This is a genomic window from Lysobacter humi (ex Lee et al. 2017), assembly GCF_054781815.1.
Map to the genome: position 1 here is coordinate 594,271 of NZ_BAAGTR010000012.1, position 26,631 is coordinate 620,901.

Genomic DNA, 26,631 nt, shown 5'->3' on the forward strand with positions numbered 1-26,631 from the left:
AGTGCTACGCAGTAGGAGAGCGTTTCGTGCGCTGTCGCGCCCGAGTCACTTTTCTTTGCGGCTGCAAAGAAAAGTAACCAAAAGAAAGCAGCTTCCCCGACGGATCTACAGCTCGCGATCGGGCGAGTACGTCCCGGATCGCCACACTCGGCATCCTGCCTCGGGTGGCGACGGCGCGCGTCCTGCGCGCCGCCCTTCGGGTCTCACGATTCGCATCCGCGCGCGAGGTTCGCATTAGAGCTGGACGGGAGGCCACGGGCTTCGGGCGGTCCAGTTACAGCGCTGGCAAAAATTGGGGCTCGGCTTGCATCGATGATGCGCGATGCAGCTTGCGCTTGATATGCAGGAGTGCCCTTTGCGTCCACGCGCAATGGGCGCTCGCCTGCGCCCGGGACGATTCGGTTGCCTGCGGACCGCACGGACCAACGCCTTCATGAGCCACGACTCTGGCTGGCTCCGGTCGATGCCCTTACCTAGAACACAGCTTTGGCTGCTATCCGCCATCCGGCGAGCGGAGGCACCTGAAGGCCCGGAGGGCGGCGGCCATGGATTGCCGCCGCGGTCACCCAGCGATCCGGCGCCGCTTGCGAACCGCAGGTTCGCGCCCCGGTGAGCGCCCGCCGCGCTGCGGCGGGCCTAAGGATGCCGAGTGTGACCGCCGCCCGCGTGGCATCCAATCGCGAGCTGTGGGCTTCACCCGGGGAAGGCCGTTTCTTTTGGTTCCTTTTCTTTGGGCCGGCAAAGAAAAGGAACTCGGGCGCGCAAGCGCACGAAACGCCCGTGCTCAGCGAGAGTTCGACCGTCGCGAAGAGACTCCAGGCGGCAAGCGCGCCACTGCAGCACCGCACCACGCAACCTCACCTCGCGCGACGCCTTACCCCACCACCGCCACCGCTACCGCAACCCACCACCCGTCACACAGCACGTCACACCGCCACCATCCCTCGTAACGCCCCCCACCCCGGCGCCTCCGGCCACACCGGATCGTCATGCCCCGCCACCGCGCGCCGCAGGTCCGTGCGATCCAGCTGCGGCGCAACGGCGGTCAGCAGCGACAGCGTGTAATCGCGCAGCACCCGCTCGCGCGGCAGCACCGCCCAGGCAGTGCATTCCGGCACCACGTCCGGCGCAGGCAATGCAGCCAGCGCAGCCAGGTCGTCGGCGCCCACCGCCATTTCCGCGAGCAGCCCGACACCGAGCCCGGCCCGGACGTACGTCTTGATCAGGTCCGCATCGCGCGCGGTCATCGCGATCCGGGGCTCCAAGCCGGTGCGTGCGAATGCGCAGCGCAGCGACGAGTCGGCCCGTACCGACGATTCGTAGCTCACCAGCGGCACCCCTGCGAGTTGCTCGAGCGTCGGGCCCTGTGTCGACGCGGCGAACGCGTGCTCGCGCGGCACCAGCACCACGCGGCGCCAGCGGAAGAGCGGCACCGCGATGCCGCCGGCCGGCGTCTCGCCCGACGTGCTGATGACGGCGACGTCCGCCTCGCCGCGTGCGAGCAGGTCGAGCACTTCGCCCTCCCCGCTCGGCTGCAGGTGCACCGACATCTGCGGGAATTCGCGACGCACCGCCGCGATCGCCGACGGCAGCACGTGGCGTGCCTGCGTGTGTGTCGTCGCGATGACCAGCCGGCCCTGCGCGTCGCCGCGCACGTTCGCCGCGTAGGCGCGGATGTTCGCGGCCTCCGACAGCAGCCGGCGCGCATGCGCCAGCACCTGCTGGCCCGCGGGCGTGATGGAGTCGAGGGAACGGCCCTTGCGGGCGAAAAGCAGGAAGCCGAGCTCGTCCTCGAGCTGCTTCAACTGCTTGGACAGGCCCGGCTGCGTGGCATGCACGCGCTCGGCGGCCAAGGTGATGTTGAGGCCGGAATCGGCAATGGCGACGAAATAGCGGAGCTGGCTGAGGGTCATGGCGGAGGCGTCGCAGGCGTTCGTGGCGGCGGAATGGCGGGGCTCGGGGCGGTCGGGCGCATGCGGGCATGTTTAGGATGACAGATCATATTCATCTCTCGATACGTATTGAAGGATGCCTACGCTACCGGCCGGGGACGCCTGTGTCCACCGCGCTCATGCCGCCCGGGCATGTCGCTACCGCGATCGATCATTTCGACCCGTCGTTCCATGTCGCTACGGTGCGTCCACATCTCCACGTCGTCAGGGCCATGAGCGAAACGCTGTTTCCGCTGTTCGTCGATCTGCGCGGTCGCCGGGTGCTGGTCGTGGGTGGTGGCCCGGTGGCGCGGCGCAAGGTCACCGCGCTGCTCGACGCCGGCGCCCGGGTGCGGATCGGCGCGACCGCGGTGATGCCCGAGCTGCAGGCCCTGATCGACGACGGCCGGATCGAGGCCATCCACGGCCGCTTCGACCGCGTCTGGCTCGACGATGCCTGGCTGGTCGTGGCCGCGACGGACGACCTCGCCGTCAACCGGCGCGTCGCCGAGGCCGCCACCGAGCGCCGCATCTGGGCCAACGTCGTCGACGATGCCGCCCTCTCCAGCGTGCAGGTTCCGGCGCGGGTCGAGCGCGGACCGCTGCAGATCGCGATCTCGAGCGGCGGCGCCGCGCCGATGCTCGCGCGGCACCTGCGCGAAACCTTGGAGGCGCAGGTCGACGAATCCTGGGGCGCACTCGCCACCTTGCTCGCCCGCTACCGCCGCCTGGTCCGCGCGCGCTTTCCCGACCTCGCGGCGCGGCGCGACTTTTTCGAACGCCTCCTCGCCGGCGACGTGCCCGCGCTGCTGCGGGCCGGCCAGCCGGCGAAGGCGCGCGATGCGCTGCGCGCGCACCTGCAGGCCGCGCCCAGCACGCGGCGACGCGGCCGCGTCGCGCTCGTCGGCGCCGGCCCGGGCGATGCGGGCCTGCTGACGCTGCGCGCCCTGCGCGTGCTCGGCCAGGCCGACGTGGTCCTCTACGACGCCTTGGTGAGCGACGACGTGCTCGCGCGCATCCGCCGCGATGCCGAGCTGGTCGACGTCGGCAAGCGCCCGGGGGGCCCGGACGGCGCCGACGGGCACCATGCCACGCAGTCGCGCATCCACGCGCTGATGATCGAGCACGCGCGCGCCGGTCGCACCGTGGTGCGCCTCAAGGGCGGCGACCCGTTCGTCTTCGGGCGCGGCGGCGAGGAGCTCGAAGCGCTCGCGGCCCACGGGATCGACTTCGAGGTGGTCCCCGGCATCACCGCCGCGCTCGCCTGCGCGGCATATGCCGGCATTCCGCTCACCCATCGCGAGCACGCGCAGTCGGTGCGCCTCGTCACCGCGCACACCCGCGAGGCCACGGGCGAGACGGACATCGCCACGCTCGCACCGGCCGACCAGACGCTCGTCTTCTACATGGGCGTCGCGTCATGCGCCCGCGTGCGCGAGCGGCTGCTCGCCGCCGGCCGCGACGCGTCGACGCCCGTCGCCATCGTCGAGAACGCCTCACGCGCGTCGCAGCGCACGATCACCGGCCGCCTCGACGAATTGCCGGACCTCGTCACGCGGCATGCGGTGCGCTCGCCCGCCCTCCTGGTGGTCGGCGACGTCGCCGCACTCGCGCAGCGGCTGCACTGGTTCGGCACGCTCGTGCCCGCGCATGCCGCCGCGCTCGCGGAGGCCGCATGATCCGACCGCATCGATGCCGCGGGCGCGCCGACGGACGGCGCGTGCAGTAATCCCCTCGTCCCCCATTCCGGTGCAGGCTTGCGGTCCACGCGCCTGCCCGACCCTGTGGAGCAACCATGGCCCTGTACGACAGCATCCTCGACACGATCGGCGGCACGCCGATCGTCCGCCTCCATCGCCTCGCGCCGGCGCACGTGCAGCTTTACGCGAAGGTCGAGGCCTTCAACCCCGGCGGCTCGGTCAAGGATCGCCTCGCACTCGCGATCGTGCTCGACGCCGAGCAGCGGGGCGCGCTCAAGCCGGGCGACACGATCGTCGAGGCGACGTCCGGCAATACCGGCATCGCGCTCGCGATGGTGGCCGCCGCGCGCGGCTACCGGTTCGTCGCGGTAATGTCCGACTCGTTCTCGGTAGAACGCCGCAAGCTGATGCGCGCCTACGGCGCCAAGGTGATCCTCACGCCGGCCGCCGAGCGCGGCACCGGCATGGTGCGCAAGGCGAGGGAACTCGCCGAGAGGCACGGCTGGTTCCTCGCGCGGCAGTTCGAGAACGAGGCGAACCCCGCCTACCACCGCAGCACCACGGGCCCGGAGATCCTGCGCGACTTCGCCGGCCGCCGGCTCGACGCTTTCGTGAGCGGCTGGGGCACGGGCGGCACGATCACCGGCGCGGGCCAGGTGCTCAAGCTCGCGCGCCCGGGAATCCGCGTGATCGCCGCCGAGCCCGCGGGTGCCGCGCTGCTCTCGGGCGATGCCTGGCAGCCGCACAAGATCCAGGGCTGGACGCCGGATTTCATCCCGGACGTGCTCGATCGCTCGATCGCCGACGAGGTGCTGAAGATCGACGACATCCTCGCCCGTGACACCGCCCGCCGGCTCGCGGCGGAGGAAGGCATCTTCGTCGGCATCTCCGCCGGCGCCACGGCCGCGGCGGCGCTGCAGGTCGCCGAGCGCGCGCCCGAAGGCTCGGTGATCCTCACGATGCTGCCCGACACCGGTGAGCGCTATCTCTCCACGGTGCTGTTCGAAGGCGTCGCCGAAGGCTCCGACGACGACTGGCTCGGCTCGCTCGGCGATACCAGCCTGCCCTGACGGAACACCCCTGCGACGGCCGCCGCGACCGCCCACCGGCCACGGCGGCCGTGCTTTTTTTCGTCGGCGGCGATTCAACGCCCGCGCCGCGACCGCTACCCTGTCGGGCCGCGGCCCCCGCCGCATGGAGCCCGCATGACCGCCAGCCCCACCGACGATCCCCGCGAGCAGGAGCGCCTCGAGTGGGCGCGCGCCGCCACCGGCAATGCCGACATCGCCCTCGCCGCCGCCTCCGCCGACGCCGGCTTCCGCAGCTATTGGCGCACGTTCAACGAATCGCCGCAGCGCATCGTCATGGACTCCCCGCCCGACAAGGAGGACGTGCGCCCCTGGCTCGCCATGCGCGACGTGCTCGAAGCCGGCGGCGTGCGCGTGCCGCGCGTGATCGCGCGCGACGTCGACAACGGCTTCCTGCTGCTGGAAGACCTCGGCGCGCAGACACTGCTGCACGTCATCACCGAGACGAACGCCGACGACTGCTTCGAGGCCTCGATCACGCAGCTCCTGCGCATCCAGGCGATCGCCCCGCCGGCCGGGCTGCCGGCCTACGACGAGCCCCTGCTCGCCCGCGAGCTGCGCCTGTTCGACGAATGGTTCCTCGCGCGCCACCTCGGGCACGCGCTCGACTGTGAGGACATGGAGCAGCTCGACCTCGCCTACCGCATCCTCATCGACGCCGCGCTCGCCCAGCCACGGGTGCTCGTGCACCGCGACTTCATGCCGCGCAACCTGATGCCGACCGACGACGGGGACGGCCCCGCGGTGCTCGACTTCCAGGACGCGGTCGTCGGCCCGATCGCCTACGACGCGCTGAGCCTGTTCAAGGATGCGTTCCTCAGCTGGCCCGAGGCGCGCGTCGATCACTGGCTCGCGCGCTACCACGCGCGTGCGCTCGAAGCGGGCCTTCCGGTGCCGCCGCCGGAGCGCTTTCGCCGCGATGCGGACCTCATCGGCATCCAGCGGCACCTCAAGGTGCTCGGCATCTTCGCGCGCCTGAACCATCGCGACCACAAGCCGAAATACCTTGCCGACGCGACGCGATTCGTCGCCTACCTCGATGCCGTGCTGCCGCGCTATCCTGAACTCGCGCCGCTCGCGGCGGTGATCGAGCGTCGCGTGCGGCCGCACATCGCGGGAGCATCAGCATGAAGGCGCTCGTCTTCGCGGCAGGGCTCGGCGAGCGCATGCGCCCGCTCACGCTCACCACGCCCAAGCCGCTGCTCCTGGCCGGCGGCGAGACCTTGCTCGGCTGGCACCTGCATCGCCTCGCCGCGATCGGCGTCGAGGAGGTGATCGTCAACACGAGCTGGCTCGCGCGGCGCTTTCCGGAACTGCTCGGCGACGGCGCGCGCTACGGGCTGCGCCTGCATTTCGTCGACGAAGGGCCGACGCCACTGGAGACCGGCGGCGGCATGTGGAACGCGCTCGATCGCCTCTCGCCCGACGGCGCACCGTTCGTCGCCGTGAACGGCGACGTCTGGACCGACTACGACTTCGCGCGCCTGCCGCGCGAGCCGAGCGGCCTCGCGCACCTCGTGCTCGTCGACAATCCCGCGCACAACCCGTCGGGCGATTTCGCGCTCGTCGGCGATCGCGTCGAGAGCGAGGGCGGCTCGCGACTCACGTTCTCGGGCATCGGCATCTACCGCCCCGGCCTGTTCGACGGCTGGCGCGAGGTGATCGGCGACCGTCCCGGCGCCGACGAGACGCCGCCGCGCTTCAAGCTCGCCACGCTGCTGCGCGCGGCGATGCATCGCGGGCTGGTAACCGGCGAGCACCACGGCGGACGGTGGACCGACGTCGGCACGCCGGAACGACTCGCCACGCTCGATCGTGAACTGCTCGCCGATGCCGCGGGTGCGGGCGCCTGACGGCAGTGCAACGTAAGGCTCCGCAGCGCGACGACGCGCCTCGATCAGGCCTCGCCGGGTGTCGCACCCAGCACCTGCCGCAGGAACGGCACGGTGAGCCGCCGCTGCGCGGCCAGCGCCTCGCGATCGAGCCGGTCGAGCACCGCCGTCAGGCTGCCAAGATCGCGCTCCACGCGTCGTAGCAGCCAGTCGAGCGCCGTGTCGTCGAGCGCCAGCCCACGCCGCGCCGCACGCTCGCGCAGCACCTCGCGCCGGCCGGTCTCGTCGAGCGGCGCGAGCACGATCGCGCTGCACTGCGCGAGGCGCGAGCGCAGGTCGGGCAGCGAAAGGCCGAGCGATTCCGGACGCGCCAGCGCCGCGTAGACGAGCGCGCAACCGGCAGCGCGCGCGCGGTTGTGCAGGTCGAACAGCGCGACCTCGTCGTCGCGACGGCCGGCCACCGCATCGAGGTCGTCGAGGGCGAGCACGTCCATTCCCTCGAATGCCTGGAGCGCCTGTGAGAGGCGGCCGACCAGCGGCGCCAGTCCCACGTAGGCGGCGCGTCGGCCTGCAGCCTGCGCCGCGGCGCACGTGCCCAGCAGGAGATGCGTCCGCCCGGACCCGGCCGGGCCGCTGACGTAGGTCGCATCCGCCGACCGCCCCAGCGCGAGCGCATCGAGCTGCGCGATCGCGCCGCTGGGCGCGCCGACGAACGTCTCGAGGCGCTGGTCGGGCGAATGCCGCAGCGCGAGGGGCAACTGCGGGACCGCCGGCGTCGGGCCGGCGGGCATCGTCACGCGCCCGGGCCCGGATCGGGCATCACGACCGCCGGCGCATCGCCCGCATACAGCCGGCTGTGCGTGTAGCGGTCCTGCGCGTAGCGCAGCAGCACGTTCGCCACGGCCGCGACCGGCAACGCCAGCAGCATGCCGAGGAAGCCGAATAGCTGGCCGCCGGCAAGCACCGCGAAGATCACGGCCATCGGATGCAGGCCGATGCGATCACCCACGAGCTTGGGCGTGAGCCAGTAGCTCTCGACCACCTGGCCGACGCCGAACACGATCAGCACGCCGACGACGTGCTGCCAGTCGCCGAACTGCACGAGCGCCGCGATGCTGCCGAGCACTAGCAGGCTCGCCGGCCCGACATACGGCACGAACGTCAGCAGGCCGGCGATCAGGCCGATCAGGATGCCCAGGTCGAGCCCGACGATCTGCAGGCCGATCGCATAGCCGATGCCGAGGATCAGCATCACCATGAACTGCCCGCGCAGGAATCCGCCGAGCACGGCTTCGGACTCGTGCGCGAGGCGGCTCACCGTCGGCAGGTGGCGCGGCGGGATCAGCGCGGCGATCCGCGCGACGAGCGCGTCCCAGTCGCGGAGGAAGAAGAAGGCGAGCACCGGCACGAGCACCGCGTTTACGGCCAGCCCGAGGATCATCGAGCCCGAACGCGCCACGTAGCCGAGCACGGTCTTGGCGACGCCGCCCGCGCTCTCCCAGTGTTCGCGCAGCATGGTGGTCGCGTAGGTGACGTCGAGATAGCGGTCCACGTCCAGCCGCGTGCGCGCCTCCACCCACGGCAGCAGCGTCTCGCCGACCCAGGCGCTGTAGCGCGGCACGGACTCGATCAGCGTCACGACCTGGCGCTGCACCATCGGCAGCAGCAGGAGCAGGAGCGCGACGAAGACCAGCGTCATCACGCTGAAGACGAGCGCGACGGCCGTGCTGCGCGAGCGGCCCGAAGCCTCGAGCCGGTCGACGACCGGATCGCCGAGCCAGCCCAGCATCGCGGCGATCACGAACGGCGTGAGCACCGGTGCGAGCAGCCAGAGCAGCCACAGCGCGCCGAGCACGACCGCCGCCCATTGCACGCGGCGCAGGAACCGCGCGATGTCCTCCAGCGGCGCGGCCTCCATCAGCGCAGCCGGTAGGTGGTCGCGGACTCGCCCTCGCCGGCCGGCTCGATCACGCCGTCCTTCGCCGCGATCTTCGCGAAGCCCGCGAGGCCGGTGGAGAGCTGCACCTCGTAGACGAGGGCGTCGGGCGTCGCGCGGATCGGCGTGGCGCGCTTCACGACCGAGGCGCGCTCGAGGTAGGCCGCCAGCCGCATGAAGTCGTCGGTGCTGTTGACGCCGACGAACGTGAGCGTGAAGTCGCCGGGGGGCGAGAGCGGCTTGCCCGGCTTGGCGTACTTGCGGATCAGCGCGTCGGCCGCGCCGTCGGCGCCCGCGGACATCGCGCGGCGGGCGTCGGTGTCGCTGCTCGTCCAGCGCGAGAGCACCTTGCCGTTGTCCTGGAAGATCCAGTCCACCTGCCAGCCGCCCTTTGCACTGCGGTACATCTTGCCGACCAGCTGGATCGGCGGGCTGTACTTCGCCGAGGCACGCGCGATGGCCGCGCTGTCGCCGCGCCAGATCGCGCCCACGAGGGCCTGCTCGGCGGCATTGCCCGCGGGCAGGCCGAGGCGGTAGCCGCGCTGCACCGCGCGATCGAGCACGGGACGGGCCGCGTTCGACTTGCCCACGCCCACCAGGCGCGGGCCGGCGCCGGTGCCGTCGTCGATAGCGAGCCACAGCACCGGCTTGGGCCGCGGCTGCGGCCACGTCGGCAGGCCGAGCGTGGAGACGATCTCGTTGACCTTCGCCGCGTCGTACTGGATGACGAGCGTGGTCTTGAAGCTCGGCGCGCCGCTCGCGCTGACCCCCTCGTCCTGGCGGTAGTCGTACTTGTCGACATAGTCCTTCGCGCGGCGCAGCTCGTCGCCGACGCCGGGGCGCTGGTTGATGCCGCGATCGCCGGTCAGGCGCGTGAGCACCTGCAGCAGGCCGCGCGCGAACGCGCCGTTGCGCTCGCCGGGCCCCTGCCCGTTGACGACCACTTCGGCGCCGTACAGGCCCGTGGCCTGCGCGCGGTCGCCCTCGACGCGCTGCGCCAGTGCGACGGTGGTCGTGGCCATCAGCACGGCCGCGAGCAACACGCGCGCGACGAGCGACGGACGGATCGAGAGCTTCGAGCGGATCGCGAGCGGCATCGCGGCCCCTGCGGACATGGACAGGCCGGACATGGTGCCGCAGGGCCGCCGGGCCGTCCATGCCGGGCAGGTGAGGGGATCGCGGCTGCTAGAATTGCGGGCTCTTTCGCCCCGTCGAGGCTGCCGTGTCCCAGTCGAACCCGCCGTCCCGCGAGCCGCTGACCTACCGCGACGCCGGCGTCGACATCGATGCGGGCAACGAGGTCGTCGAGCGGATCAAGCCGCTGGTCAAACGCAGCTTCCGGCCGGAGGTGATGGGCGGCCTGGGCGGCTTCGGCGCGCTGTTCGACCTCTCGGGCAAGTACAGGGAGCCGGTGCTCGTGTCGGGCACCGACGGCGTGGGCACCAAGCTCAAGCTCGCCCAGCAGCTGGGCCGGCACGACACGATCGGCATCGACCTCGTCGGCATGTGCGTCAACGACGTGCTCGTGCAGGGCGCCGAGCCGCTGTTCTTCCTCGACTACTTCGCCACCGGCAGGCTCGACGTCGAGACGACGGTCGCAGTCGTCGGCGGCATCGCGAAGGGCTGCGAGCTCGCGGGCTGCGCGCTGATCGGCGGCGAGACGGCCGAGATGCCGGACATGTACGCGCCGGGCGACTACGACCTCGCGGGCTTCTGCGTGGCGGCGGTCGAGAAGGCCAAGCTGCTCGACGGCGCCAAGGTGCGTGCCGGCGACGTGCTCATCGGCATCGCCTCGAGCGGCCCGCATTCGAACGGCTACTCGCTGATCCGCCGCATCTTCGACCGCGCGGGGCGGCCCGGCGACGTCGAGGTCGGCGGCGTGAGGCTCGTCGACGCGCTGATGGCGCCGACCGCGCTCTACGTGAAACCGGTTCTCGAGCTGCTCGCCAAGCACGACCTGCACGCGATGGCACACATCACCGGCGGCGGGCTGACCGAGAACATCATCCGCGTGATCCCCGAAGGCCTCGGCCTCGACATCGAGGCCAGCGCGATCGTGCTGCCGCCGGTGTTCGACTGGCTGCAGCGCGAAGGCGCGGTCGCGGACGCGGAGATGTGGCGCACCTTCAACTGCGGCGTCGGCTTCGTGCTGGTGGTCGCACCCGCCGACGTCGCGGCCGTGACGGCGGACCTCGATCGCCTCGGCCTCGCGCAGCGCCCGATCGGGCAGGTCGTCACGGCGACCGGCGACGAGCGCGTCCGGATCGGCTGAGCATGGCGTCACGGCCCGCGCCGCGGCTCGCGTTCGGCGCGGTCGTCGGCCTCTTCGTGCTGACGTGGATCCACCCGCGCTGGCCGGTGGACCAGGCGCTGCACAGCTCCCTGACGGTCGTGGCGCTCGTGGCGCTGGGCCTCGAACTCAAGCGGCACACGCTGCGCGATCGCGACTACGTGCTGCTCTGCGTCTTCCTCGCGCTGCATTGCATCGGCTCGCGCTGGCTCTACACGAACGTTCCCTACGATGCCTGGGCACGCACGCTGACCGGCACGTCGATCTCCGACCTGTTCGGCTGGACGCGGAATCACTACGACCGGCTCGTGCACCTCGCCTACGGCATCTGCCTGACCCCCGCGCTGGCGGCGACGCTCCGGCGTCGGCGCGGCCTCGACGCGACGGACGCCTTCATCGTGGCGGTCCTGCTCGTGATGGCGAGCAGCCTGGCCTACGAATGGGCCGAATGGAGCGTCGCGCTCGTGCTCTCGCCGGAGGCCGCCGAGGCCTACAACGGCCAGCAGGGCGATCCCTGGGACGCGCATGCCGACATGCTGCTCGCCACGCTCGGCGCCCTCGGCTGGGCGCCCCTGCGCCCCCAACGTGCGGTGCAGCCCGCATGAGGCTCGCCGTCCTCGCTTCCGGCCGCGGCAGCAACCTGCAGGCGATCCTCGATGCGATCGCGGCCGGTCGGCTGGACGCGGAACTCGTCGGCGTCTTCTCCGATCGGCCCAAGGCGGCCGCGCTGGACCGCGCGCGGGCCGCCGGGCTGCCGGCCGTGGCCGTGCGGCCTGCCGACTTCGCTTCGCGCGATGCCTTCGATGAAGCCCTGTTCAGCCGGATCGAGGCGGTTCACCCGGACCTCATCGTCTGCGCCGGATACATGCGCCTGCTCGGCGAGGCCGCCGTGAATCGCTGGCTCGGACGCATGATCAACATCCATCCTTCCCTGCTGCCGCTGTTCAAGGGCCTGCGCACGCACGAGCAGGCGCTCGCCGCGGGCGTCGCCGAACATGGCGCAAGCGTCCACTTCGTGACGTGCGAACTCGACGGTGGCCCTGTCGTCGCACAGGCCCGTGTTCCCGTGGCGCCGGGCGACGACCCCGCGACGCTCGCCGCCCGGGTGCTGGAGCGCGAGCATCCGCTTCTGCTGGCGACCCTGGAGCTGTTCGCCGCCGGGCGCGTGGCGCTGGAGCCCGGCGCCCTCCGCGTGGACGGCCGGCCGCTCGCGGCGCCGCTGCAGCTGGGCGCCGATGACCGCCTGGAGCTGCCGGCATGAAGCGATTCGCGACCCTGCTCCTCGGTGCGCTGCTGCTGGGCGCGGCCACGGCCGCTGCCGCGGTGGAGCCCTTCCTCGCCCGCTACGACGTCTACAAGGGCGACCGCCGGTTGGGCGTGGCCACGCTGCAGGTGGTGCCCACCGCGGGCGGCCGCTGGCGCGTCGACCTGCTCATGGACGGCAAGGGGCTGGTCGGCCTCGCCGGCCTGCACGCCGAGCAGAGCACGGTGTTTGAGGACGTCGACGGCGCGTACCGTCCGGTGTCGCAGAGCACGGTCCGCCGGGTCCTGTTCACGCGCAGGCAGAGTACGGGCGTCTACGATTGGTCGACCCGGAAGGCACGCTGGACGGGTGACGTGAAGGAGACCCGCCGCGCACCGGTGGATCTCCAGCCGGGGGACATGAGCGGCCTGCTGATCAACCTCGCGGTGATCCGCGATGCGCAGCCGGGCCGCACGCTCGAGTACCGCTACGTCGACACGGGCCGTGCCCGGCCGCATCGCTACGTGGTGGCGGGCGTGCCCGAGCCGGTGACGGTCGGCGAGATCGGCTACGACGCGCTGCGCGTGGACCGCGTGCAGTCCGGCAGCGAACAGACATCCATCTGGGTCGCGGAAGGCGTTCCGACGCCGATCCGCATCCTGCAACGCGAGGACGGTGCGGACGGGTACGACCTCCGCCTCGTCGAATACAAGGGAGCCTGAACCACATGACGACCACGAAGATCCTGCGCACCGCCCTGCTCGGCGCCACGCTCGCGCTCGCCAGTGGCGCGGCGCTCGCGACCAAGCCCTTCAGCGCGAACTACCAGGCGAACTACATGGGCACGGCCGCGACGGGCCGCATGAGCCTCGAGGCCGCGGGCCCGGGCCGCTGGAAGTACACGCTGCAGGTCACCAACCGCCTCGGCAACCTGGTGCAGTCGACGGTGTTCGAGGAAGTCGACGGCCAGTTCCGCCCGCTCTCCGGCAGCGACACCGCGAGCGTGCTGATCAAGCGCAAGAAGAAGAACGCCACGTACGACTGGTCCAAGGGCGTCGCGACGTGGTCCGGCGACGTCAAGGCCGACCGCGCGGGCCCCGTGAAGCTCCAGGCGGGCGATCTGGACGCGCTGCTGGTGAACCTCGCGATCGCGCGCGACGCCGCGGCGGGCAAGCCGCTGCGCTACCGGATGGTCGACGACGGCCGCGTGCGCCAGCTCAGCTACACGATCGCCGGCCGCGAGGCGGTCAGCGTCGGCGGCAAGAGCCAGCAGGCGATCAAGGTCGTCGGCGCGTCCGGCGAGAAGAAGACGACGCTCTGGGTCGTGCCAGGCGTACCGCTGCCGGTCCGCCTCGTGCAGGACAACGGCGGCGACACCATCGAGCTGCGCATGAGCGAGTGACGCACGCGCGTCCTCGCAACGAAAAAGCCCCGCTCATGCGGGGCTTTTTGCTTTCCGATGCGCGTGTTTCAGCGCACGCGTTCGATCCGCGCGCCGAGCCCGGAAAGCTTCTGCTCGATGTTCTCGTAGCCGCGGTCGAGGTGGTAGATGCGGTCGATGACCGTCCGCCCGTCCGCGACGAGGCCGGCGAGGATCAGCGAGGCCGACGCGCGCAGGTCGGTGGCCATCACCGGCGCGCCGCCGAGGCGCTTCACCCCGCGCACGACCGCGGTGTGACCGTCCACGCGGATGTCCGCGCCGAGGCGCAGCAGCTCGTTGACGTGCATGAAGCGGTTCTCGAAGATCGTCTCGTTGATCACCGCCACGCCGTCGGCGATGCAGTTCAACGCCATGAACTGCGCCTGCATGTCCGTCGGAAAGCCCGGATGCGTGGCCGTGGTGATGTCGACGGCGCGCGGGCGCTGCCCGCGCATGTCCAGCGTGATCCGGTCGCCGTCGCAGTCGAGCTCGGCGCCCGCCTCTTTCAGCTTGTCGAGCACGGCGTCCATCGTGTCGGGCCGCGCGTGCGTGAGCGTCACGCGGCCTCCGGTCATCGCCGCGGCGACGAGGAACGTGCCGGCCTCGATGCGGTCGGCCACCACCGCGTGCTCGGCCGCGCGCAGCGCATCGACGCCGTGTACGACGATACGTCCCGTGCCCTGCCCCTCGATGTTCGCGCCCATGGCGATCAGGCACTCGGCGAGGTCGACGATCTCCGGCTCCATCGCGGCGTTCTCGAGCACCGTGCGGCCCTCGGCGAGCACCGCCGCCATCAGTACGTTCTCGGTCGCACCCACGCTCGGGAAGTCGAAGACGTGGCGCGCGCCGCGCAGCTTCGCGGCCCGGGCCTTTATATAGCCGTTCTCGACGCTGATGTCCGCACCGAGCGACTGCAGGCCCTTGATGTGCAGGTCGACGGGGCGCGAGCCGATCGCGCAGCCGCCCGGCAGCGAGACCTCCGCATGCCCGTACTTCGCGAGCAGCGGCCCGAGCACCAGCACGGAGGCGCGCATCGTCTTGACCAGTTCGTAGGACGCCACCTGGCTGTGCACGCTGGTCGGATCGACGGTCACCACGCCGGGCCCGCCGTCACCGACGCGTGCGCCGAGCTCGGCGAGCAGGCGCGCGGTGGTGTGCACGTCGTGCAGGTGAGGCACGTTGCGCAGCGTCATCGGGCCGTCGGCGAGCAGCGTGGCGCACAGGATCGGCAGCACGGCGTTCTTCGCGCCGGAGATCTGCACCTCGCCGCGGAGGACGGCGCCGCCTTCGACCTGGATCTTCGCGGCCATCAGCGCGCGGCCTCGTCGGGGGTGAACGTCTTCAGCGCCAGCGCATGGATCTCGCCGCCCATGCGGTCGCCGAGCGTCGCGTACACCATGCGGTGGCGCGCGAGCGGGAGCTTGCCCCGGAAGGCCTCGCAGACGACGGTGGCTTCGAAGTGCACGCCGTCGTCGCCGACGACCTCGGCGCGTGCGCCGGGCAGGCCCTGTTCGATGAGGTCGCGGATGATCTGGGGATTCACGGGATCGCCTGTGCGGCGGCGCGGCACGCGACCGGGCGTGCGCGGCCTGAACCGCTTAAGATGGGCGGATTAGCCTAGCGGAAAGGACCCCCGTCCGAAATGGCGGATCACGCGACCGGGCCCGCGCCCGACACCGATTTCCTGGCCAGCGGCCGCCGCGTCTTCGCGGTCGAGGGCGAGGCGCTCGCGGCCGTCGCGGCCCGCCTCGACGAGCCCTTCCGAGCCGCGTGCCGGCTGATGCTGGCCGCGCGCGGGCGCGTGGTCTGCATCGGCATGGGAAAGTCCGGCCACATCGCGCGCAAGATCGCGGCCACGCTCGCCTCGACCGGCACGCCCGCCTTCTTCGTCCATCCCGGCGAGGCCGCACACGGCGACCTCGGCATGATCACCGATGCGGACGTGGTGCTCGCGCTGTCGTACTCGGGCGAGAGCGACGAGATCCTCACCCTGATGCCCGTGCTCCGGCGGCAGGGCAATCCCGTCATCACGATGACGGGGCGGCCCGCGTCTACGATGGCGCGCGAGGCCGACGTCCACCTCGACGTCTCCGTGCCGGCCGAGGCCTGCCCGCTGCACCTCGCGCCGACGTCGAGCACCACGGCATCGCTCGCCATGGGCGATGCGCTCGCCGTCGCACTGCTCGAGGCACGCGGCTTCACCGCTGACGATTTCGCGCGCTCGCACCCGGCCGGAGCGCTCGGCCGGCGCCTGCTCCTGCACATCGCCGACGTCATGCATTCCGGCGAGGACCTGCCCTGCGTGGGTCCGGACGCCTCGGTGAGCGAAGCGCTCGTGGAAATGAGCCGCAAGCGGCTGGGCCTGACCGCGGTCGTCGACGACAACGGCCGCCTGCTCGGCGTCTTCACCGACGGCGATCTGCGCCGCACGCTCGACGATGCGCAGCTCGACCTGCGCGCCACGCCGATCCGCGACGTGATGAAGCGCGATCCACGCACCATCGGCGCAGACGTGCTCGCGGTCGAGGCCGCGCACGTGATGGAGACCCACAAGATCAACGGGCTTCTCGTGATCGATGCTGACCGGCGGGTGGTGGGCGCGCTCAACATTCACGACCTGTTGCGCGCGCGGGTGGTTTAACCGCCCGACGATCGAGATCCCATGTCCTCCAACGATGCCACGCCCGACGAGCTCCATGCCCGCGCCCGCGCCATCCGCGTGGCGTGCTTCGACGTGGACGGCACCCTCACCGACGGTCGCCTCGTCTTCGACAGCGAAGGCCGCGAGCTCAAGGCCTTCCACGTGCATGACGGCCAGGGCCTCGTGCTGCTGCGTCGCGCGGGCCTCGCGGTCGCGCTCGTCACCGCACGCAAGAGCAGCATCGCCGAGCGCCGTGCAGCCGAACTCGGCGTCGAGGCCTGTACGGGCGTCGGCGACAAGCTCGCCTGCGTCGAAGGCATCGCCCGCGCGCACGGCGTGGCGATGGAGCAGGTCGCGTTCATGGGCGACGACCTCCCGGATCTGAAGGTCATGCTGCATGCCGGCCTGTCCGCCTGCCCGGCCGATGCGCATCCGTGCGTGCGCACGCAGGCGCACTGGCGTTCCGCGTTCGACGGCGGTCGCGGCGCGGCGCGCGAGTTCTGCGATGTCCTGCTGCAGGCGCAGGGCCGGCTCGACCGCGTGCTCGACGAGCTGCTGGGCCGCGAGCCCGCAGCGCTCGGGGTGCAGTCGTGAACTGGCGCGTGGTGCTCACCCTCGCGCTCGTCCTCGCTGCCGCGGCGACGGGCTGGTCGGTCTGGCGCCAGCGCACGCCCGCGCCGGCGCCGGTGCAGGGCGGTCGCGCGGATTACGTGCTCGAGGACTTCGAGCTGGTCGCGCTCGACGCCGAGGGCCGCGAATCGTTCACCCTGCGCGCGCCGCGGCTGGCGCGTGATCCGGCGGTGCGCACGCTCGACATCGCGACGCCGCTGTTCGTCATCCCGCCGCGCGCGGGCTCGACCGCGTCGCCCTGGGAGATCCGCTCGCGCACCGGCTGGGTGTCGGCGGAAGCCGACGAGATCCGGCTGCGTGGCGACGTGGTCGCCACGAGCACGAACGAGAGCGGCGCGCCGATGCGCATGCAGACGCAGCAGCTCAACGTCTTCCCCGAGACCAAGCGGGCGAATTCGCCCGTTGCCGTGAGCATCCGACAGCCCGGCTTTACAATCGACGGCCGCAGCATGACCGCCCGGCTCGACACCAAGCACGTGCTGCTCAAGAACATCAAGGCCCGCTATGAACGTACGCCGTGACCTCGCGCTCCTCGCCGTCCTTGCCGCGCTCCTCGCCAGCGGCCCGGCGTCGGCGCGTTCCTCCGACCGGCGCCAGCCGATGGATATCGACGGCGGCTCGGCCGAGTACTCGGTCGATGACAACCGCCCGACGGTCATCAGCGGCGGCGTCACCATCCGCCAGGGCACGCTCGCCATCCAGGCCGCACGGGCGGAGATCACCATGCGCGGCGGCGATCCGACGCGCGCGGTACTGACCGGCTCGCCCGTCCGACTGAACCAGCAGCTCGACGACGGCACCCCGATGAACGCGGTGGCCGCGCGGGTCGACTACGACCTCAAGAGCGAGATCGTCGTGTTCACCGGTGGCGTGAGCATCTCGCAGCCGCGCGGCTCGCTGTCGGGCGAGCGCGTCACCTACAACATGCGCAGCGGGCAGGTCACGAGCGGCGGCGGCCAGGGCAGCGGCCGCGTCAAGATGCGCATCCAGCCGCGCGGCGCCGCGGGGTCGAACTGATGCTGCGGGCCGAGGGCCTGCGCAAGAGCTACCGCTCGCGCGAGGTCGTCCGCGATTTCGGGCTGAGCCTGGAGGCCGGCGAGGTCGTGGGCCTGCTCGGCCCGAACGGCGCCGGCAAGACGACCTGCTTCTACATGATCGTCGGGCTGGTACCGGCCGACGCCGGGCAGATCCTGCTCGACGGCAAGGACATCACCGCGCAGCCGATGTACGCGCGTGCCAAATACGGCGTCGGCTACCTGCCGCAGGAGCCCTCGGTGTTCCGCCGCCTCAGCGTGGCCGACAACATCCGCCTCGTGCTCGAGCTGCGCAGCGACCTGGACCGCAAGGGCCGCGAGCGCGAGCTCGCCTCGCTGCTCGACGAGCTGCAGGTCGGGCACGTCGCCGAGCAGGCGGGCGCGAGCCTGTCGGGCGGCGAGCGCCGTCGCGTCGAGATCGCGCGCGCACTGGCCGCGCGGCCGCGACTGATGCTGCTCGACGAGCCGTTCGCGGGTGTCGACCCGATCTCCGTCGGCGAGATCCAGCGCATCGTGCGCCACCTCACCGAGCGCGGCATCGGCGTGCTGATCACCGACCACAACGTGCGCGAGACGCTCGGCATCTGCGACCGCGCCTACATCCTCAGCGACGGTGCGGTGCTCGCGCAGGGCTCGCCCGAATCGATCCTCGCGAACCCGGACGTGCGCCGCGTGTACCTGGGCGAAACATTCCGGCTGTAATGTGCACCGCATGCCGACCGGCGGCCGCGTCGACTCCGCAGTCGGCATCGCCCGCCGTGTACCTTGGTAGCCGATGAAAGCACGCCTCCAGGCCTCGCTCGGCCAGCATCTCGTGATGACGCCGCAGTTGCGGCAGGCGATCCGCCTGCTGCAGCTCTCGGCCGTCGAGCTCGAGGTGGAGATGACCGAAGCGGTGGAGACCAATCCGCTGCTGGAATGGGACGAAGGCGACGGCGTCCTGCAGGTCGAGGACGCACCCGCGCCGGACCAGGCCGAACGCTTCGAGGAGGCGATGCTCGACGCGCCGGAAAGCTGGTCGGACCACGAGCTGGACGGCTGGGCGGAACGCACCGCAGGGGCCGGCGCGGACGATGGCGCCGCCGAGCAGGTCGCCGAGCCGGAGACGCTGCAGGACCACCTGCTCTGGCAGCTGCACCTGAGCCACCTGTCGCCGCGCGACCGCGCGATCGGCGTGGCGATCATCGACGCCATCGCCGACGACGGCTACCTGCGCGAGCCGCTCGAGGCGATCGCCGCGAGCCTCGGCGACCCACGGCCGACCGAGGACGAGATGCTGCCGGTGCTGCACTGCATCCAGCATTTCGACCCCGTCGGCGTGGGCGCACGCTCGATCGGGGAATCGCTGCAGGTCCAGCTCGGCGCGCTCGATCCCTGCACGCCGGGGCGCGACCTGGCCCTGCGTATCGCCGCGAGCCTCCTCGATCGCCTGCCCCGCCTCGGCGCGGCGGGCATCGCGTCCGAGCTCGCCGAGCCGGTCGACGCGGTCGAGCGCGCGATCGCGCTGCTGCTGTCGCTCGATCCGCGCCCGGGCGCGCAGCTCGGCGGTGTCTCCACCGACACCTACATCGCGCCCGACGTGGTGATCTGGCGCGCGCAGGGCCAATGGCGCGTCGCGCTCGCCGAGCACAGCCGCCCGAAGCTGCGCATCAACCGCAGCTACGAGGCGCTGATCGCCCGCACGTCGAGCACCGATGCCGCCTACCTGCGGGGCCACCTGCAGGAAGCACGCTGGCTGCTCAAGAACCTGGAAGCCCGCGGCGATACGCTGCTGCGGGTCGCGCATTGCCTGGTCGAGCGGCAGACGGCCTTCCTCGAACAGGGCGAGGCCGGCCTGCGACCGCTGACGCTGCGCGAGGTCGCCTCCGAACTCGGCCTGCACGAGTCAACGATCTCACGCGCGATCGCGCGCAAGTACGCGCGCACGCCGCGTGGCACGCTTCCGCTGCGCGCATTCTTCGCGTCGGGCGTGGGCGCGGGCACGGCGGAGGAGACCTCGAGCACCGCGGTGCAGTCGATGATCCGCCAGCTGATCTCGGACGAGAACCCGCGCAAGCCGCTGTCGGACGCGCGCCTGGCGGAGATGCTGCAGGCCGCCGGCGTACCGGTCGCCCGGCGCACGGTGGCAAAATACCGTGAAGCACTGAGCATTCCGTCGTCCCAGGAGCGCGTGCGCATCGCCTGAGCGTGCCGACCGGCCCCGGGCGTGCCATGCTGGGGTCGCCGCCTGCCGGCGGCCCTTGATCACACCTGGAGGCGCCCATGCAGAACGAGATCCATGGCCAGAACCTCGACGTCACCCCGGCCCTGCGCGACTACGTCGCGACGCGCTTCCAGCGCCTGGGACGACACTTCGAGCAGCGCGCGCAGCTCCGGACGATCCTGTCCGTCGAGAAGTCGCGCCACTGTGCCGAGGCGACGGTGAACGTGTCCGGCCGCACGCTGCATGCCGACGCGGAAGGCGTCGACATGTACGCGGCGATCGACCTGCTCGTCGACAAGCTCGATCGCCTCCTGCTCAAGCACAAGGAGAAGGTCGTGGACCACCACCGCGGCGAGACCCTCGCCTGGCCCGACGCCGTCACCTGACCGGATCCGATGCCCTTCACCCACCTGCTCTGCCCTGAGCGCATCGAGGCCGTCCCCGACGGCCTCGACCGCGATGGGGTGCTCGAACGCGCCGCCGCCCTGCTCGCCTCGCCGGTCGACGACCACGGCCTGCCGGGCGGCGAACTCGCCGACCGCCTGCGCGAGCGCGAGGCACTGGCGAGCACCGGGCTGGGCCACGGCGTCGCGATCCCGCACGCGCGCGTGGGCGGGCTCGATCGCGCGCGCGGGGCCTTCCTGCGGCTCGCGGCGCCTGTGCCGTTCGCCGCGCCCGACGGCAATCCGGTCGACCTCGTCTTCGCGATGGCGGTACCGGAATCGGAAGTCGCCGGGCACCTGGCGCAGCTGGCCGAGATCGCCGAGCGCTTCGCCGATGCGGACTTCCGTGCATCGCTGCGCGAGGCGGACGACAGCCGCGAGCTGGCGCAGCGGCTTCTGGGGCACTGACATGCGCGCACGCATCAGCGCACAGGAACTCTTCGACCAACAGCTCGAGCGCCTCGGGCTCAAGTGGCTCGCGGGCCGACGCGGTGCGGGCCGCGTCCTCGAATCGGTCGAGACGGTGGCGCGACGCCCGTCGCTCGCCGGTTACCTCAACATCATCTATCCGAACAAGGTGCAGATCCTCGGCACCGAGGAGCTGGCCTGGCTCGACGAGCTCGACTCGCGCCTGCGCTGGGAGACGATCGAGAAGATCATCCAGTTCCGCCCGCTCGCGCTTGTGATCAGCAAGGGCCAGTCCTGCCCCGAAGACCTCCGCGTGGCCGCCGAGGAAAGCGAGATCCCGCTGTGGGTCTCGCCGCGCCGCGGCCACGAGCTGCTCAACCACCTGCAGTACCACCTCGCGCGCAAGCTGGCGCCGCGCGTCACGCTGCATGGCGTCTTCATGGAGATCTATTCGATCGGCGTGCTGATCACCGGCGAATCCGGCGCGGGCAAGAGCGAGCTCGCGCTCGAGCTGGTGACGCGCGGCCATCGCCTCGTCGCCGACGACGCACCCGAATTCACCCAGATCGCGCCGGACGTGCTCGACGGCACCTGCCCCGAGCTTCTGCAGGACATGCTCGAGGTGCGCGGCCTCGGGGTGCTCAACGTGCGCCAGATGTTCGGCGACACCGCCGTCAAGCGGAACAAGTACCTGCGGCTCATCGTGCACCTCACGCAGCCCTCGCTCTATCCCGAGCCCGGTGGCCTGGAGCGCATCACCGGCGACCTCGGCGCGCGGCGCGTGCTCGACCTGGACGTGCCGATGATCACCCTGCCCGTCATGCCCGGCCGCAACCTCGCGGTACTCACCGAAGCCGCGACGCGCACGCACATCCTGCGGGCAAAGGGCGTCGACCCCGCGGCGGCCTTCATGGCGCGGCACAGCCACTTCCTGGAGCGTGGCGACACATGAGCGCGCGGCCCGCCCCCACCCTCGTCCTCGTCTCGGGCATGTCCGGCTCGGGGAAGTCGGTCGCCCTGCACACGCTCGAGGACCTCGGCTTCTACTGCGTCGACAACCTGCCGGCCGGCCTGCTGCCCGCGCTGGTCGGCGACGTGCTGGGCGGCGACGACGGCGGCCCGACCAAGATCGCGGTCGGCATCGACGTGCGCAATCGGCACGACGATCTCGACCGACTGCCCGCGGGGCTGTCGGCCGTCGGCCAGATGGGCCTCGATCCGCGCCTGATCTTCCTCGACGCCAGCGACGCCGTCCTGCTCAAGCGCTTCTCCGACACGCGCCGCCGCCACCCGCTGAGCCGGCTCGGCCTGTCGCTGCCGGACGCGATCGCGCTCGAGCGGCAGGTCATGCGCCCGTTGTGCAAGCTGGCCGACGCGGTGGTCGACAGCAGCGAGATGAACGTCCATCAGTTGCGGCGGTTCGTCACTACCGAATTCGGGCTCGGCAGCGAAGGCGGCATGTCGCTGCTGTTCGAGTCGTTCGCCTACCGCCGAGGCGTGCCGCCGGATGCCGACTTCGTCTTCGACGCGCGCGCGCTGCCGAATCCGCACTGGATCCCGACGCTGCGCCCGCTGTCGGGCCGGGACGCGGCGGTGCGCGACTACCTGCTCGCGCAGCCCGACGTCGAGGCGTTCTACGAGCAGATCCGCACGTTCCTCGATGCCTGGCTGCCGCGCCTGCAGAGCGACAGCACGCGCAGCTATGCGACGGTCGCCTTCGGCTGCTCCGGCGGCCGGCACCGCTCGGTCTACCTCGCCGAGCGCATGGCCGCGCATGCACGCGAGTCGAACTGGCCGGAAGTCGCGGTGCACCACCGCGAACTCGACTGAGTACGGCCGCTTCCGGCGCGTCACCCGGCTCTGCTAACGTCGGGACATGAGCGTCGGCATCCTCCTCGTCACGCATGAAGGCATCGGCACTGCGCTGCACGCGGTCGTGCAGCGCCTGCTCACGCCGTTGCCTATGCACGTCGAAGTGCTCGAAGTGCCCTTCGACCTCGACCCGGACGCGCTGCTGCCGAGCGCGAGCGCCGCGCTGCGGCGCGCCGACCAGGGCGAGGGCGTGCTGATGCTCACCGACCTGTACGGCGCGAGCCCGAGCAACCTCGCATCGCGCATGGCGCATCTGGGCACGCCGGTGCGGCGCGTCTCGGCCCTGAGCCTGCCCATGCTGCTGCGCGTCCTCAACTACGCGGAGCTCGATCTCGACGCCCTGCCCGCCGTGGCCGCGACCGGCGGCCGCAACGGCGTCCTGCTCGACGATGCCTGACACCGCCCTGCCTCTTACGAACCCGCCGCCATGATCGAACGCGAACTCACCGTCTCCAACCGCCTCGGCCTGCACGCGCGCGCCACCGCCAAGCTCGTGCAGCTGCTGTCGCAGTTCCGCAGCAGCTGCACGCTCGTCGCGAAGGGCCGCGAGGTGAACGCCAAGAGCATCATGGGCGTGATGCTGCTGGCCGCGGGCCAGGGCACCTCCGTGAAGCTGCGCGTGGACGGCGAGGACGAGGCCGAAGCCGCCGAGGCGGTGCAGGCCCTCTTCGACCGCCGCTTCGACGAGGACAGCTGAGCGCCATGCGGCAGGTCCTCGCCGGCCAGGGCGCTTCCCGCGGTACCGTTCTGGGCCGCGCGCGCGTGCGCCTGCCGCATGCGCTGCAGATCGCGGAGCAGCGGATCGAGCCGGAGGCCGTCGAGGGCGAGCTCGCGCAGTTGCATGCCGCCATCGACAGCGTGCGCGCCGAGCTGCACGGCCTGCGCGCGCGCCTGCACGGCGCGCTCGCCCACGAGGTCGGCGAGTTCCTCGACCTGCACAGCCTGCTGCTCGACGACCCCGAGCTGCTGCACGGGCTCGACGAGCTGGTGCGGGGCAGGCGCTTCAGTGCCGACTACGCCCTGCGCGTGCAGCGCGACCGCCTCGCGGCGGTGTTCGAGGGCATGGACGACCCCTACTTCAAGAGCCGCGTCGAGGACATCGACCAGGTCATCGGGCGCATCCATGCCGCGCTGCACCGGCGCGACTGCGAGCTGCGCGGCTTCGCCGGCGAGATCCTCGTCACCGAGAGCGTGGCGCCGGCGGAAATGGCGCAACTGCAGAGCCAGGGCGTCATCGCGATCGTCACCACGCTCGGCAGCCCGCTCTCGCACAGCGCGATCCTCGCGCGCAGCCTGCACATGCCGCTCGTGGTGGACGCGAGCGCGGCGCTCGAGCGCATCAACGACGGCGATGCGCTGATCGTCGATGGCGGCACCGGGCTCGTCGTGGTCGAGCCGAACGCCGACGACCTTCGCGCACACCGCGAGCGCGAGCGCGAGCAGCAGCGCGAGAAGCGCCAACTCGCGCGCCTGCGCCGCGAGCCCACGCGCACGCGCGACGGCGTCGACATCCGCCTGTTCGCCAATGCGGAATCGCGGCAGGACGTCGCCGAGGCGCATGCCCTCGGCGCGGCGGGCATCGGCCTGTACCGCACCGAATTCCTGTTCCTCCAGCGCAGCGAGCTGCCCGACGAGGAGGAGCAGTTCCGCGCCTATCGCGACGTGGTGTTGGGCATGAGCGGCCGCCCGGTGACGATCCGCACGCTCGACGTCGGCGCCGACAAGACCGACCGCACGGGCCTCGCGCTGCGCGACGAGTCCAATCCCGCGCTCGGACTGCGCGGCGTGCGCCTCTCGCTGGCGCGGCGCGGGCTGTTCGAGGCGCAGCTGCGCGCCCTGCTGCGCGCATCGGCCTACGGGCGCCTGCGCCTGCTGGTGCCGATGATCACCTGCCGCGAGGAAGTGCTGCAGGTGCGGCGCGAGGTGACGCGCGTCGCGGCCGAGCTGCGTGCCCAAGGCCATGAGGTGGCGGACGACGTGCCGCTCGGCGTGATGATCGAGGTGCCGGCCGCTGCGCTCGCGCTCCCGGGCTTCGTTCGCGACGTCGACTTCCTCTCGATCGGTACGAACGACCTCGTGCAGTACCTGCTCGCGGTCGACCGCAACCACGAGGGCCTCGGCCGGCTCTACACGCCGCTGCATCCGGCGGTGGTGCGCATCCTGCGCGATACGATCCGGCTGGCGCGTCGGCATTCGCGGCCCGTGACGGTCTGCGGTGAGATGGCGGCCGCGCCGGAATTCGCACCACTGCTGATCGCACTCGGACTCACCGATTTCAGCCTGCATCCCGGGACCATGCTGGAGGTGCGCAGGCGCATCCGCGACTGCGACCACGCGCGCCTGCAATCGCAGGCCGCGTCGTTGATCCGCGCGCAGGATCGCGCAGCGATCGAGGGCTGGCTCGCACGCGCGAGCACCTGAGGCGCGACCTGCTGGGCAGGATCGTCGCGGGCAGGCGATAATCGCGCCCGGACCCCTCGCCGCACGCATCGGCCGGTCCCGTCTCCGACGCAGGCCCGGCATGCCGCCGGTCCGTGCGACGCCGCTCCAGGGGCCGCCCGCGGTCCACCGATGCCGGAACGCCCATGGCCGAATCCGTCCGCCACGAGAAGACCGCCCGGCAGCTCCGCCTGCTGTCGGACGCGCTCGACAGCGGACGCCTCGGCCCGGTGCGTCGACTCGTCAACACGCTCTCGCCTGCCGAGATCGGCAACCTGCTCGAATCACTGCCACCGGCCAAGCGCACGGTGGTGTGGGGCCTGGTCGACGCGGAGGACGACGGCGAGGTGCTGGTGCACGTGGGCGACGAGGTGCGCGAGAGCCTCCTCGCGGAAATGGATCCGGACGAGATCATCGCCGCGGTCGAAGACCTCGACATCGACGACCTCGCCGATCTCGTCGAGGACCTGCCCGATGCCGTGATCGAGCAGGTGCTCCTGTCGATGGACCGCGATAACCGCGAGCGCCTCGAGCAGGTGCTCTCGTATCCCGAGGACACCGCCGGCCGCCTGATGAACCCGGACGTGGTGACGGTGCGCGCCGACACCACGATCGAGGTCGTGCTGCGCTACCTGCGCCTGCGCGGCGAGCTCCCCGAGCACACGGACCATCTCTACGTCGTCAGCCGCCGCCACCAGTACCTCGGCCGTATCGCGCTGTCCGACCTGCTCACGCAGGAACCGGCCACGCCGATCAACCGCCTCGTCGACGACGAGCAGCCCGCGATCTACGTGGGCGAGACCGCGCCGGAAGTCGCGCGTCAGTTCTCCGACCACGACTGGCTCAGTGCGCCCGTGGTCGACGAAGGCAACATCCTGCTCGGGCGCATCACGATCGACGACGTCGTCGACATCATTCGTGAGCAGGCCGAGCACCAGGCGCTCGGCGCCGCGGGCCTCGACGAGGACGAAGACCTCTTCAGCCCCGTCTGGCGCGCGATGCGCCGGCGACTGGTCTGGCTGTCGATCAACCTCGCCACGGCGTTCCTCGCCGCGAGCGTGGTCGGCCAGTTCGAGGTGACCATCGAGAAGCTCGTCGCGCTCGCCGTGCTGATGCCCATCGTGGCCGGCATGGGCGGCAATGCCGGCACGCAGGTGCTGGCGCTGATGGTGCGCGGGCTCGCGCTCGGGCAGGTGAGCGCGTCGAACGTGAGCGTGCTGCTGTGGAAGGAAATGCGCGTCGCGCTGCTCAACGGAATCGCGCTCGGCGCAGTGCTCGCGCTGATCGTGCTCGCCTGGTTCCAGATGTGGAAGCTGTCGCTGGTGATCTTCGTCGCGCTCACGCTCAACCTGCTGTTCGCGGCGACGGCCGGCGTGCTCGTCCCGGTCACTATCCGCCGCATGGGCTTCGACCCGGCGCTCGCGAGCGGCATCTTCCTGACGACCGTCACCGACGTGATGGGCTTCTTCATCTTCCTCGGGCTGGCGACGCTCGTACTTCTCGGCTGACCGGCGCATCGAA

29 protein-coding genes are annotated in these 26,631 nt (G+C 71.5%); 23 read left to right on the forward strand and 6 right to left on the reverse strand.

The annotated features are described in order from the left end of the window. Window positions 1-926: 926 nt before the first annotated feature. Entirely contained in the window at window positions 927-1,913 is a 987-nt protein-coding gene (locus ACYVJJ_RS13805) for a LysR family transcriptional regulator (RefSeq protein WP_460834401.1), read from the reverse strand. A 251-nt stretch (window positions 1,914-2,164) separates the two neighbouring features. Here ACYVJJ_RS13805 and cysG point away from each other — a divergent pair, with 251 nt between their 5' ends. The 4 genes from cysG to murU all read left to right on the forward strand — a co-directional run bounded on the left by cysG (window position 2,165) and on the right by murU (window position 6,572). Then, window positions 2,165-3,610 carry a siroheme synthase CysG gene (gene cysG / locus ACYVJJ_RS13810; RefSeq protein WP_460834402.1) on the forward strand — a complete coding sequence of 482 codons (1,446 nt, stop codon included), beginning with the start codon at window positions 2,165-2,167 and terminating at the stop codon, window positions 3,608-3,610. A gap of 116 nt (window positions 3,611-3,726) precedes the next feature. Continuing rightward, window positions 3,727-4,701 (forward strand): cysteine synthase A, encoded by a 975-nt coding sequence (gene cysK, locus ACYVJJ_RS13815; RefSeq protein ID WP_460834404.1) that lies wholly within the window; start codon window positions 3,727-3,729, stop codon window positions 4,699-4,701. Between the two features lie 135 nt (window positions 4,702-4,836). Next, window positions 4,837-5,850 (forward strand): aminoglycoside phosphotransferase family protein, encoded by a 1,014-nt coding sequence (locus ACYVJJ_RS13820; RefSeq protein ID WP_460834405.1) that lies wholly within the window; start codon window positions 4,837-4,839, stop codon window positions 5,848-5,850. Continuing rightward, window positions 5,847-6,572 (forward strand): N-acetylmuramate alpha-1-phosphate uridylyltransferase MurU, encoded by a 726-nt coding sequence (gene murU, locus ACYVJJ_RS13825; RefSeq protein WP_460834407.1) that lies wholly within the window; start codon window positions 5,847-5,849, stop codon window positions 6,570-6,572. Before ACYVJJ_RS13820 ends, murU begins: the two co-directional genes overlap by 4 nt. 44 nt (window positions 6,573-6,616) lie before the next feature. On the opposite strand, the gene hda is transcribed toward murU, so the two are convergent. The 3 genes from hda to ACYVJJ_RS13840 are packed head-to-tail and all read right to left on the reverse strand — an operon-like array spanning window position 6,617 to window position 9,617. After that, window positions 6,617-7,342, reverse strand: coding sequence for a DnaA regulatory inactivator Hda (hda, locus tag ACYVJJ_RS13830; RefSeq protein WP_460834702.1), 726 nt, complete (start codon window positions 7,340-7,342; stop codon window positions 6,617-6,619). A 2-nt stretch (window positions 7,343-7,344) separates the two neighbouring features. Further along, window positions 7,345-8,469, reverse strand: coding sequence for an AI-2E family transporter (locus ACYVJJ_RS13835; RefSeq protein ID WP_460834409.1), 1,125 nt, complete (start codon window positions 8,467-8,469; stop codon window positions 7,345-7,347). Next, entirely contained in the window at window positions 8,469-9,617 is a 1,149-nt protein-coding gene (locus tag ACYVJJ_RS13840) for a DUF2066 domain-containing protein (protein WP_460834411.1), read from the reverse strand. Before ACYVJJ_RS13840 ends, ACYVJJ_RS13835 begins: the two co-directional genes overlap by 1 nt. A gap of 92 nt (window positions 9,618-9,709) precedes the next feature. Between ACYVJJ_RS13840 and purM the strand changes: the two genes are divergently transcribed. The 5 genes from purM to ACYVJJ_RS13865 are packed head-to-tail and all read left to right on the forward strand — an operon-like array spanning window position 9,710 to window position 13,422. Continuing rightward, entirely contained in the window at window positions 9,710-10,759 is a 1,050-nt protein-coding gene (gene purM, locus ACYVJJ_RS13845; protein WP_460834412.1) for a phosphoribosylformylglycinamidine cyclo-ligase, read from the forward strand. Window positions 10,760-10,761: 2 nt separating this feature from the next. Beyond that, on the forward strand, window positions 10,762-11,382 hold the full coding sequence (locus ACYVJJ_RS13850) for a DUF2238 domain-containing protein (protein ID WP_460834414.1): 621 nt from the start codon (window positions 10,762-10,764) through the stop codon (window positions 11,380-11,382). Next, window positions 11,379-12,038, forward strand: coding sequence for a phosphoribosylglycinamide formyltransferase (gene purN / locus ACYVJJ_RS13855; protein WP_460834416.1), 660 nt, complete (start codon window positions 11,379-11,381; stop codon window positions 12,036-12,038). The genes ACYVJJ_RS13850 and purN overlap by 4 nt, the downstream gene beginning before the upstream one ends. Continuing rightward, window positions 12,035-12,742 carry a DUF3108 domain-containing protein gene (locus ACYVJJ_RS13860; RefSeq protein WP_460834418.1) on the forward strand — a complete coding sequence of 236 codons (708 nt, stop codon included), beginning with the start codon at window positions 12,035-12,037 and terminating at the stop codon, window positions 12,740-12,742. The genes purN and ACYVJJ_RS13860 overlap by 4 nt, the downstream gene beginning before the upstream one ends. A gap of 5 nt (window positions 12,743-12,747) precedes the next feature. Then, window positions 12,748-13,422: a DUF3108 domain-containing protein gene (locus ACYVJJ_RS13865; RefSeq protein WP_460834420.1), complete on the forward strand. Its 675-nt coding sequence runs from the start codon at window positions 12,748-12,750 to the stop codon at window positions 13,420-13,422. Between the two features lie 68 nt (window positions 13,423-13,490). Here ACYVJJ_RS13865 and murA read toward each other — a convergent pair whose 3' ends face one another. Together murA and ACYVJJ_RS13875 are read right to left on the reverse strand one after the other, a co-directional pair. Next, a complete protein-coding gene (murA, locus tag ACYVJJ_RS13870; RefSeq protein WP_460834422.1) occupies window positions 13,491-14,750 on the reverse strand; it encodes a UDP-N-acetylglucosamine 1-carboxyvinyltransferase in 1,260 nt (419 codons plus the stop codon). Further along, window positions 14,750-14,983: a BolA family protein gene (locus tag ACYVJJ_RS13875; RefSeq protein ID WP_460834424.1), complete on the reverse strand. Its 234-nt coding sequence runs from the start codon at window positions 14,981-14,983 to the stop codon at window positions 14,750-14,752. The genes murA and ACYVJJ_RS13875 overlap by 1 nt, the downstream gene beginning before the upstream one ends. Before the next feature lie 99 nt (window positions 14,984-15,082). Between ACYVJJ_RS13875 and ACYVJJ_RS13880 the strand changes: the two genes are divergently transcribed. From ACYVJJ_RS13880 to mgtE, 14 genes are all read left to right on the forward strand, one after another. Further along, window positions 15,083-16,081: a KpsF/GutQ family sugar-phosphate isomerase gene (locus tag ACYVJJ_RS13880; RefSeq protein WP_460834425.1), complete on the forward strand. Its 999-nt coding sequence runs from the start codon at window positions 15,083-15,085 to the stop codon at window positions 16,079-16,081. Window positions 16,082-16,102: 21 nt separating this feature from the next. Further along, window positions 16,103-16,675: a KdsC family phosphatase gene (locus tag ACYVJJ_RS13885; RefSeq protein ID WP_460834427.1), complete on the forward strand. Its 573-nt coding sequence runs from the start codon at window positions 16,103-16,105 to the stop codon at window positions 16,673-16,675. Further along, complete coding sequence (lptC, locus tag ACYVJJ_RS13890; RefSeq protein WP_460834429.1) at window positions 16,672-17,232, forward strand: LPS export ABC transporter periplasmic protein LptC; 561 nt, start codon at window positions 16,672-16,674, stop codon at window positions 17,230-17,232. Before ACYVJJ_RS13885 ends, lptC begins: the two co-directional genes overlap by 4 nt. Next, window positions 17,216-17,728: a lipopolysaccharide transport periplasmic protein LptA gene (lptA, locus tag ACYVJJ_RS13895; RefSeq protein WP_460834431.1), complete on the forward strand. Its 513-nt coding sequence runs from the start codon at window positions 17,216-17,218 to the stop codon at window positions 17,726-17,728. Before lptC ends, lptA begins: the two co-directional genes overlap by 17 nt. Further along, window positions 17,728-18,447, forward strand: a complete 720-nt coding sequence (lptB, locus tag ACYVJJ_RS13900; RefSeq protein WP_460834433.1) for an LPS export ABC transporter ATP-binding protein — start codon at window positions 17,728-17,730, stop codon at window positions 18,445-18,447. Before lptA ends, lptB begins: the two co-directional genes overlap by 1 nt. A gap of 73 nt (window positions 18,448-18,520) precedes the next feature. After that, on the forward strand, window positions 18,521-19,930 hold the full coding sequence (locus ACYVJJ_RS13905) for an RNA polymerase factor sigma-54 (protein WP_460834435.1): 1,410 nt from the start codon (window positions 18,521-18,523) through the stop codon (window positions 19,928-19,930). A 77-nt stretch (window positions 19,931-20,007) separates the two neighbouring features. Next, a complete protein-coding gene (gene hpf / locus ACYVJJ_RS13910) occupies window positions 20,008-20,334 on the forward strand; it encodes a ribosome hibernation-promoting factor, HPF/YfiA family (RefSeq protein WP_460834437.1) in 327 nt (108 codons plus the stop codon). 9 nt (window positions 20,335-20,343) lie between these two features. After that, a complete protein-coding gene (locus ACYVJJ_RS13915; protein WP_460834439.1) occupies window positions 20,344-20,799 on the forward strand; it encodes a PTS sugar transporter subunit IIA in 456 nt (151 codons plus the stop codon). A 1-nt stretch (window position 20,800) separates the two neighbouring features. Next, the gene (gene hprK / locus ACYVJJ_RS13920; RefSeq protein ID WP_460834440.1) at window positions 20,801-21,751 is read left to right on the forward strand and encodes an HPr(Ser) kinase/phosphatase; all 951 of its coding nucleotides are present in this window, start codon (window positions 20,801-20,803) and stop codon (window positions 21,749-21,751) included. Then, on the forward strand, window positions 21,748-22,629 hold the full coding sequence (gene rapZ, locus ACYVJJ_RS13925) for an RNase adapter RapZ (protein ID WP_460834442.1): 882 nt from the start codon (window positions 21,748-21,750) through the stop codon (window positions 22,627-22,629). The genes hprK and rapZ overlap by 4 nt, the downstream gene beginning before the upstream one ends. A gap of 46 nt (window positions 22,630-22,675) precedes the next feature. Next, window positions 22,676-23,068: a PTS sugar transporter subunit IIA gene (locus tag ACYVJJ_RS13930; RefSeq protein WP_460834444.1), complete on the forward strand. Its 393-nt coding sequence runs from the start codon at window positions 22,676-22,678 to the stop codon at window positions 23,066-23,068. Window positions 23,069-23,098: 30 nt separating this feature from the next. After that, entirely contained in the window at window positions 23,099-23,368 is a 270-nt protein-coding gene (locus ACYVJJ_RS13935) for an HPr family phosphocarrier protein (RefSeq protein WP_460834446.1), read from the forward strand. A gap of 5 nt (window positions 23,369-23,373) precedes the next feature. Then, entirely contained in the window at window positions 23,374-25,092 is a 1,719-nt protein-coding gene (gene ptsP, locus ACYVJJ_RS13940) for a phosphoenolpyruvate--protein phosphotransferase (protein WP_460834447.1), read from the forward strand. A 164-nt stretch (window positions 25,093-25,256) separates the two neighbouring features. After that, window positions 25,257-26,618, forward strand: a complete 1,362-nt coding sequence (gene mgtE, locus ACYVJJ_RS13945) for a magnesium transporter (protein ID WP_460834449.1) — start codon at window positions 25,257-25,259, stop codon at window positions 26,616-26,618. The last annotated feature ends 13 nt before the right edge of the window (window positions 26,619-26,631 follow it).

Excerpts from the sequence above, each read along its gene's own strand:
- ACYVJJ_RS13840 (WP_460834411.1), bottom strand. The coding sequence starts at position 9,617 with ATGTCCGGCCTGTCCATGTCCGCAGGGGCCGCGATGCCGCTCGCGATC.
- murU (WP_460834407.1), top strand. The coding sequence starts at position 5,847 with ATGAAGGCGCTCGTCTTCGCGGCAGGGCTCGGCGAGCGCATGCGCCCG.
- lptB (WP_460834433.1), top strand. The coding sequence starts at position 17,728 with ATGCTGCGGGCCGAGGGCCTGCGCAAGAGCTACCGCTCGCGCGAGGTC.
- ACYVJJ_RS13930 (WP_460834444.1), top strand. The coding sequence starts at position 22,676 with ATGAGCGTCGGCATCCTCCTCGTCACGCATGAAGGCATCGGCACTGCG.
- ACYVJJ_RS13865 (WP_460834420.1), top strand. The coding sequence starts at position 12,748 with ATGACGACCACGAAGATCCTGCGCACCGCCCTGCTCGGCGCCACGCTC.
- ACYVJJ_RS13880 (WP_460834425.1), top strand. The coding sequence starts at position 15,083 with ATGGCGGATCACGCGACCGGGCCCGCGCCCGACACCGATTTCCTGGCC.
- rapZ (WP_460834442.1), top strand. The coding sequence starts at position 21,748 with ATGAGCGCGCGGCCCGCCCCCACCCTCGTCCTCGTCTCGGGCATGTCC.
- hpf (WP_460834437.1), top strand. The coding sequence starts at position 20,008 with ATGCAGAACGAGATCCATGGCCAGAACCTCGACGTCACCCCGGCCCTG.
- ptsP (WP_460834447.1), top strand. The coding sequence starts at position 23,374 with ATGCGGCAGGTCCTCGCCGGCCAGGGCGCTTCCCGCGGTACCGTTCTG.
- cysK (WP_460834404.1), top strand. The coding sequence starts at position 3,727 with ATGGCCCTGTACGACAGCATCCTCGACACGATCGGCGGCACGCCGATC.
- hprK (WP_460834440.1), top strand. The coding sequence starts at position 20,801 with ATGCGCGCACGCATCAGCGCACAGGAACTCTTCGACCAACAGCTCGAG.
- ACYVJJ_RS13905 (WP_460834435.1), top strand. The coding sequence starts at position 18,521 with ATGAAAGCACGCCTCCAGGCCTCGCTCGGCCAGCATCTCGTGATGACG.
- ACYVJJ_RS13805 (WP_460834401.1), bottom strand. The coding sequence starts at position 1,913 with ATGACCCTCAGCCAGCTCCGCTATTTCGTCGCCATTGCCGATTCCGGC.
- cysG (WP_460834402.1), top strand. The coding sequence starts at position 2,165 with ATGAGCGAAACGCTGTTTCCGCTGTTCGTCGATCTGCGCGGTCGCCGG.
- mgtE (WP_460834449.1), top strand. The coding sequence starts at position 25,257 with ATGGCCGAATCCGTCCGCCACGAGAAGACCGCCCGGCAGCTCCGCCTG.
- ACYVJJ_RS13850 (WP_460834414.1), top strand. The coding sequence starts at position 10,762 with ATGGCGTCACGGCCCGCGCCGCGGCTCGCGTTCGGCGCGGTCGTCGGC.
- murA (WP_460834422.1), bottom strand. The coding sequence starts at position 14,750 with ATGGCCGCGAAGATCCAGGTCGAAGGCGGCGCCGTCCTCCGCGGCGAG.
- ACYVJJ_RS13885 (WP_460834427.1), top strand. The coding sequence starts at position 16,103 with ATGTCCTCCAACGATGCCACGCCCGACGAGCTCCATGCCCGCGCCCGC.
- ACYVJJ_RS13835 (WP_460834409.1), bottom strand. The coding sequence starts at position 8,469 with ATGGAGGCCGCGCCGCTGGAGGACATCGCGCGGTTCCTGCGCCGCGTG.
- ACYVJJ_RS13860 (WP_460834418.1), top strand. The coding sequence starts at position 12,035 with ATGAAGCGATTCGCGACCCTGCTCCTCGGTGCGCTGCTGCTGGGCGCG.
- ACYVJJ_RS13915 (WP_460834439.1), top strand. The coding sequence starts at position 20,344 with ATGCCCTTCACCCACCTGCTCTGCCCTGAGCGCATCGAGGCCGTCCCC.
- lptA (WP_460834431.1), top strand. The coding sequence starts at position 17,216 with ATGAACGTACGCCGTGACCTCGCGCTCCTCGCCGTCCTTGCCGCGCTC.
- hda (WP_460834702.1), bottom strand. The coding sequence starts at position 7,342 with ATGCCCGCCGGCCCGACGCCGGCGGTCCCGCAGTTGCCCCTCGCGCTG.
- purN (WP_460834416.1), top strand. The coding sequence starts at position 11,379 with ATGAGGCTCGCCGTCCTCGCTTCCGGCCGCGGCAGCAACCTGCAGGCG.
- ACYVJJ_RS13820 (WP_460834405.1), top strand. The coding sequence starts at position 4,837 with ATGACCGCCAGCCCCACCGACGATCCCCGCGAGCAGGAGCGCCTCGAG.
- ACYVJJ_RS13935 (WP_460834446.1), top strand. The coding sequence starts at position 23,099 with ATGATCGAACGCGAACTCACCGTCTCCAACCGCCTCGGCCTGCACGCG.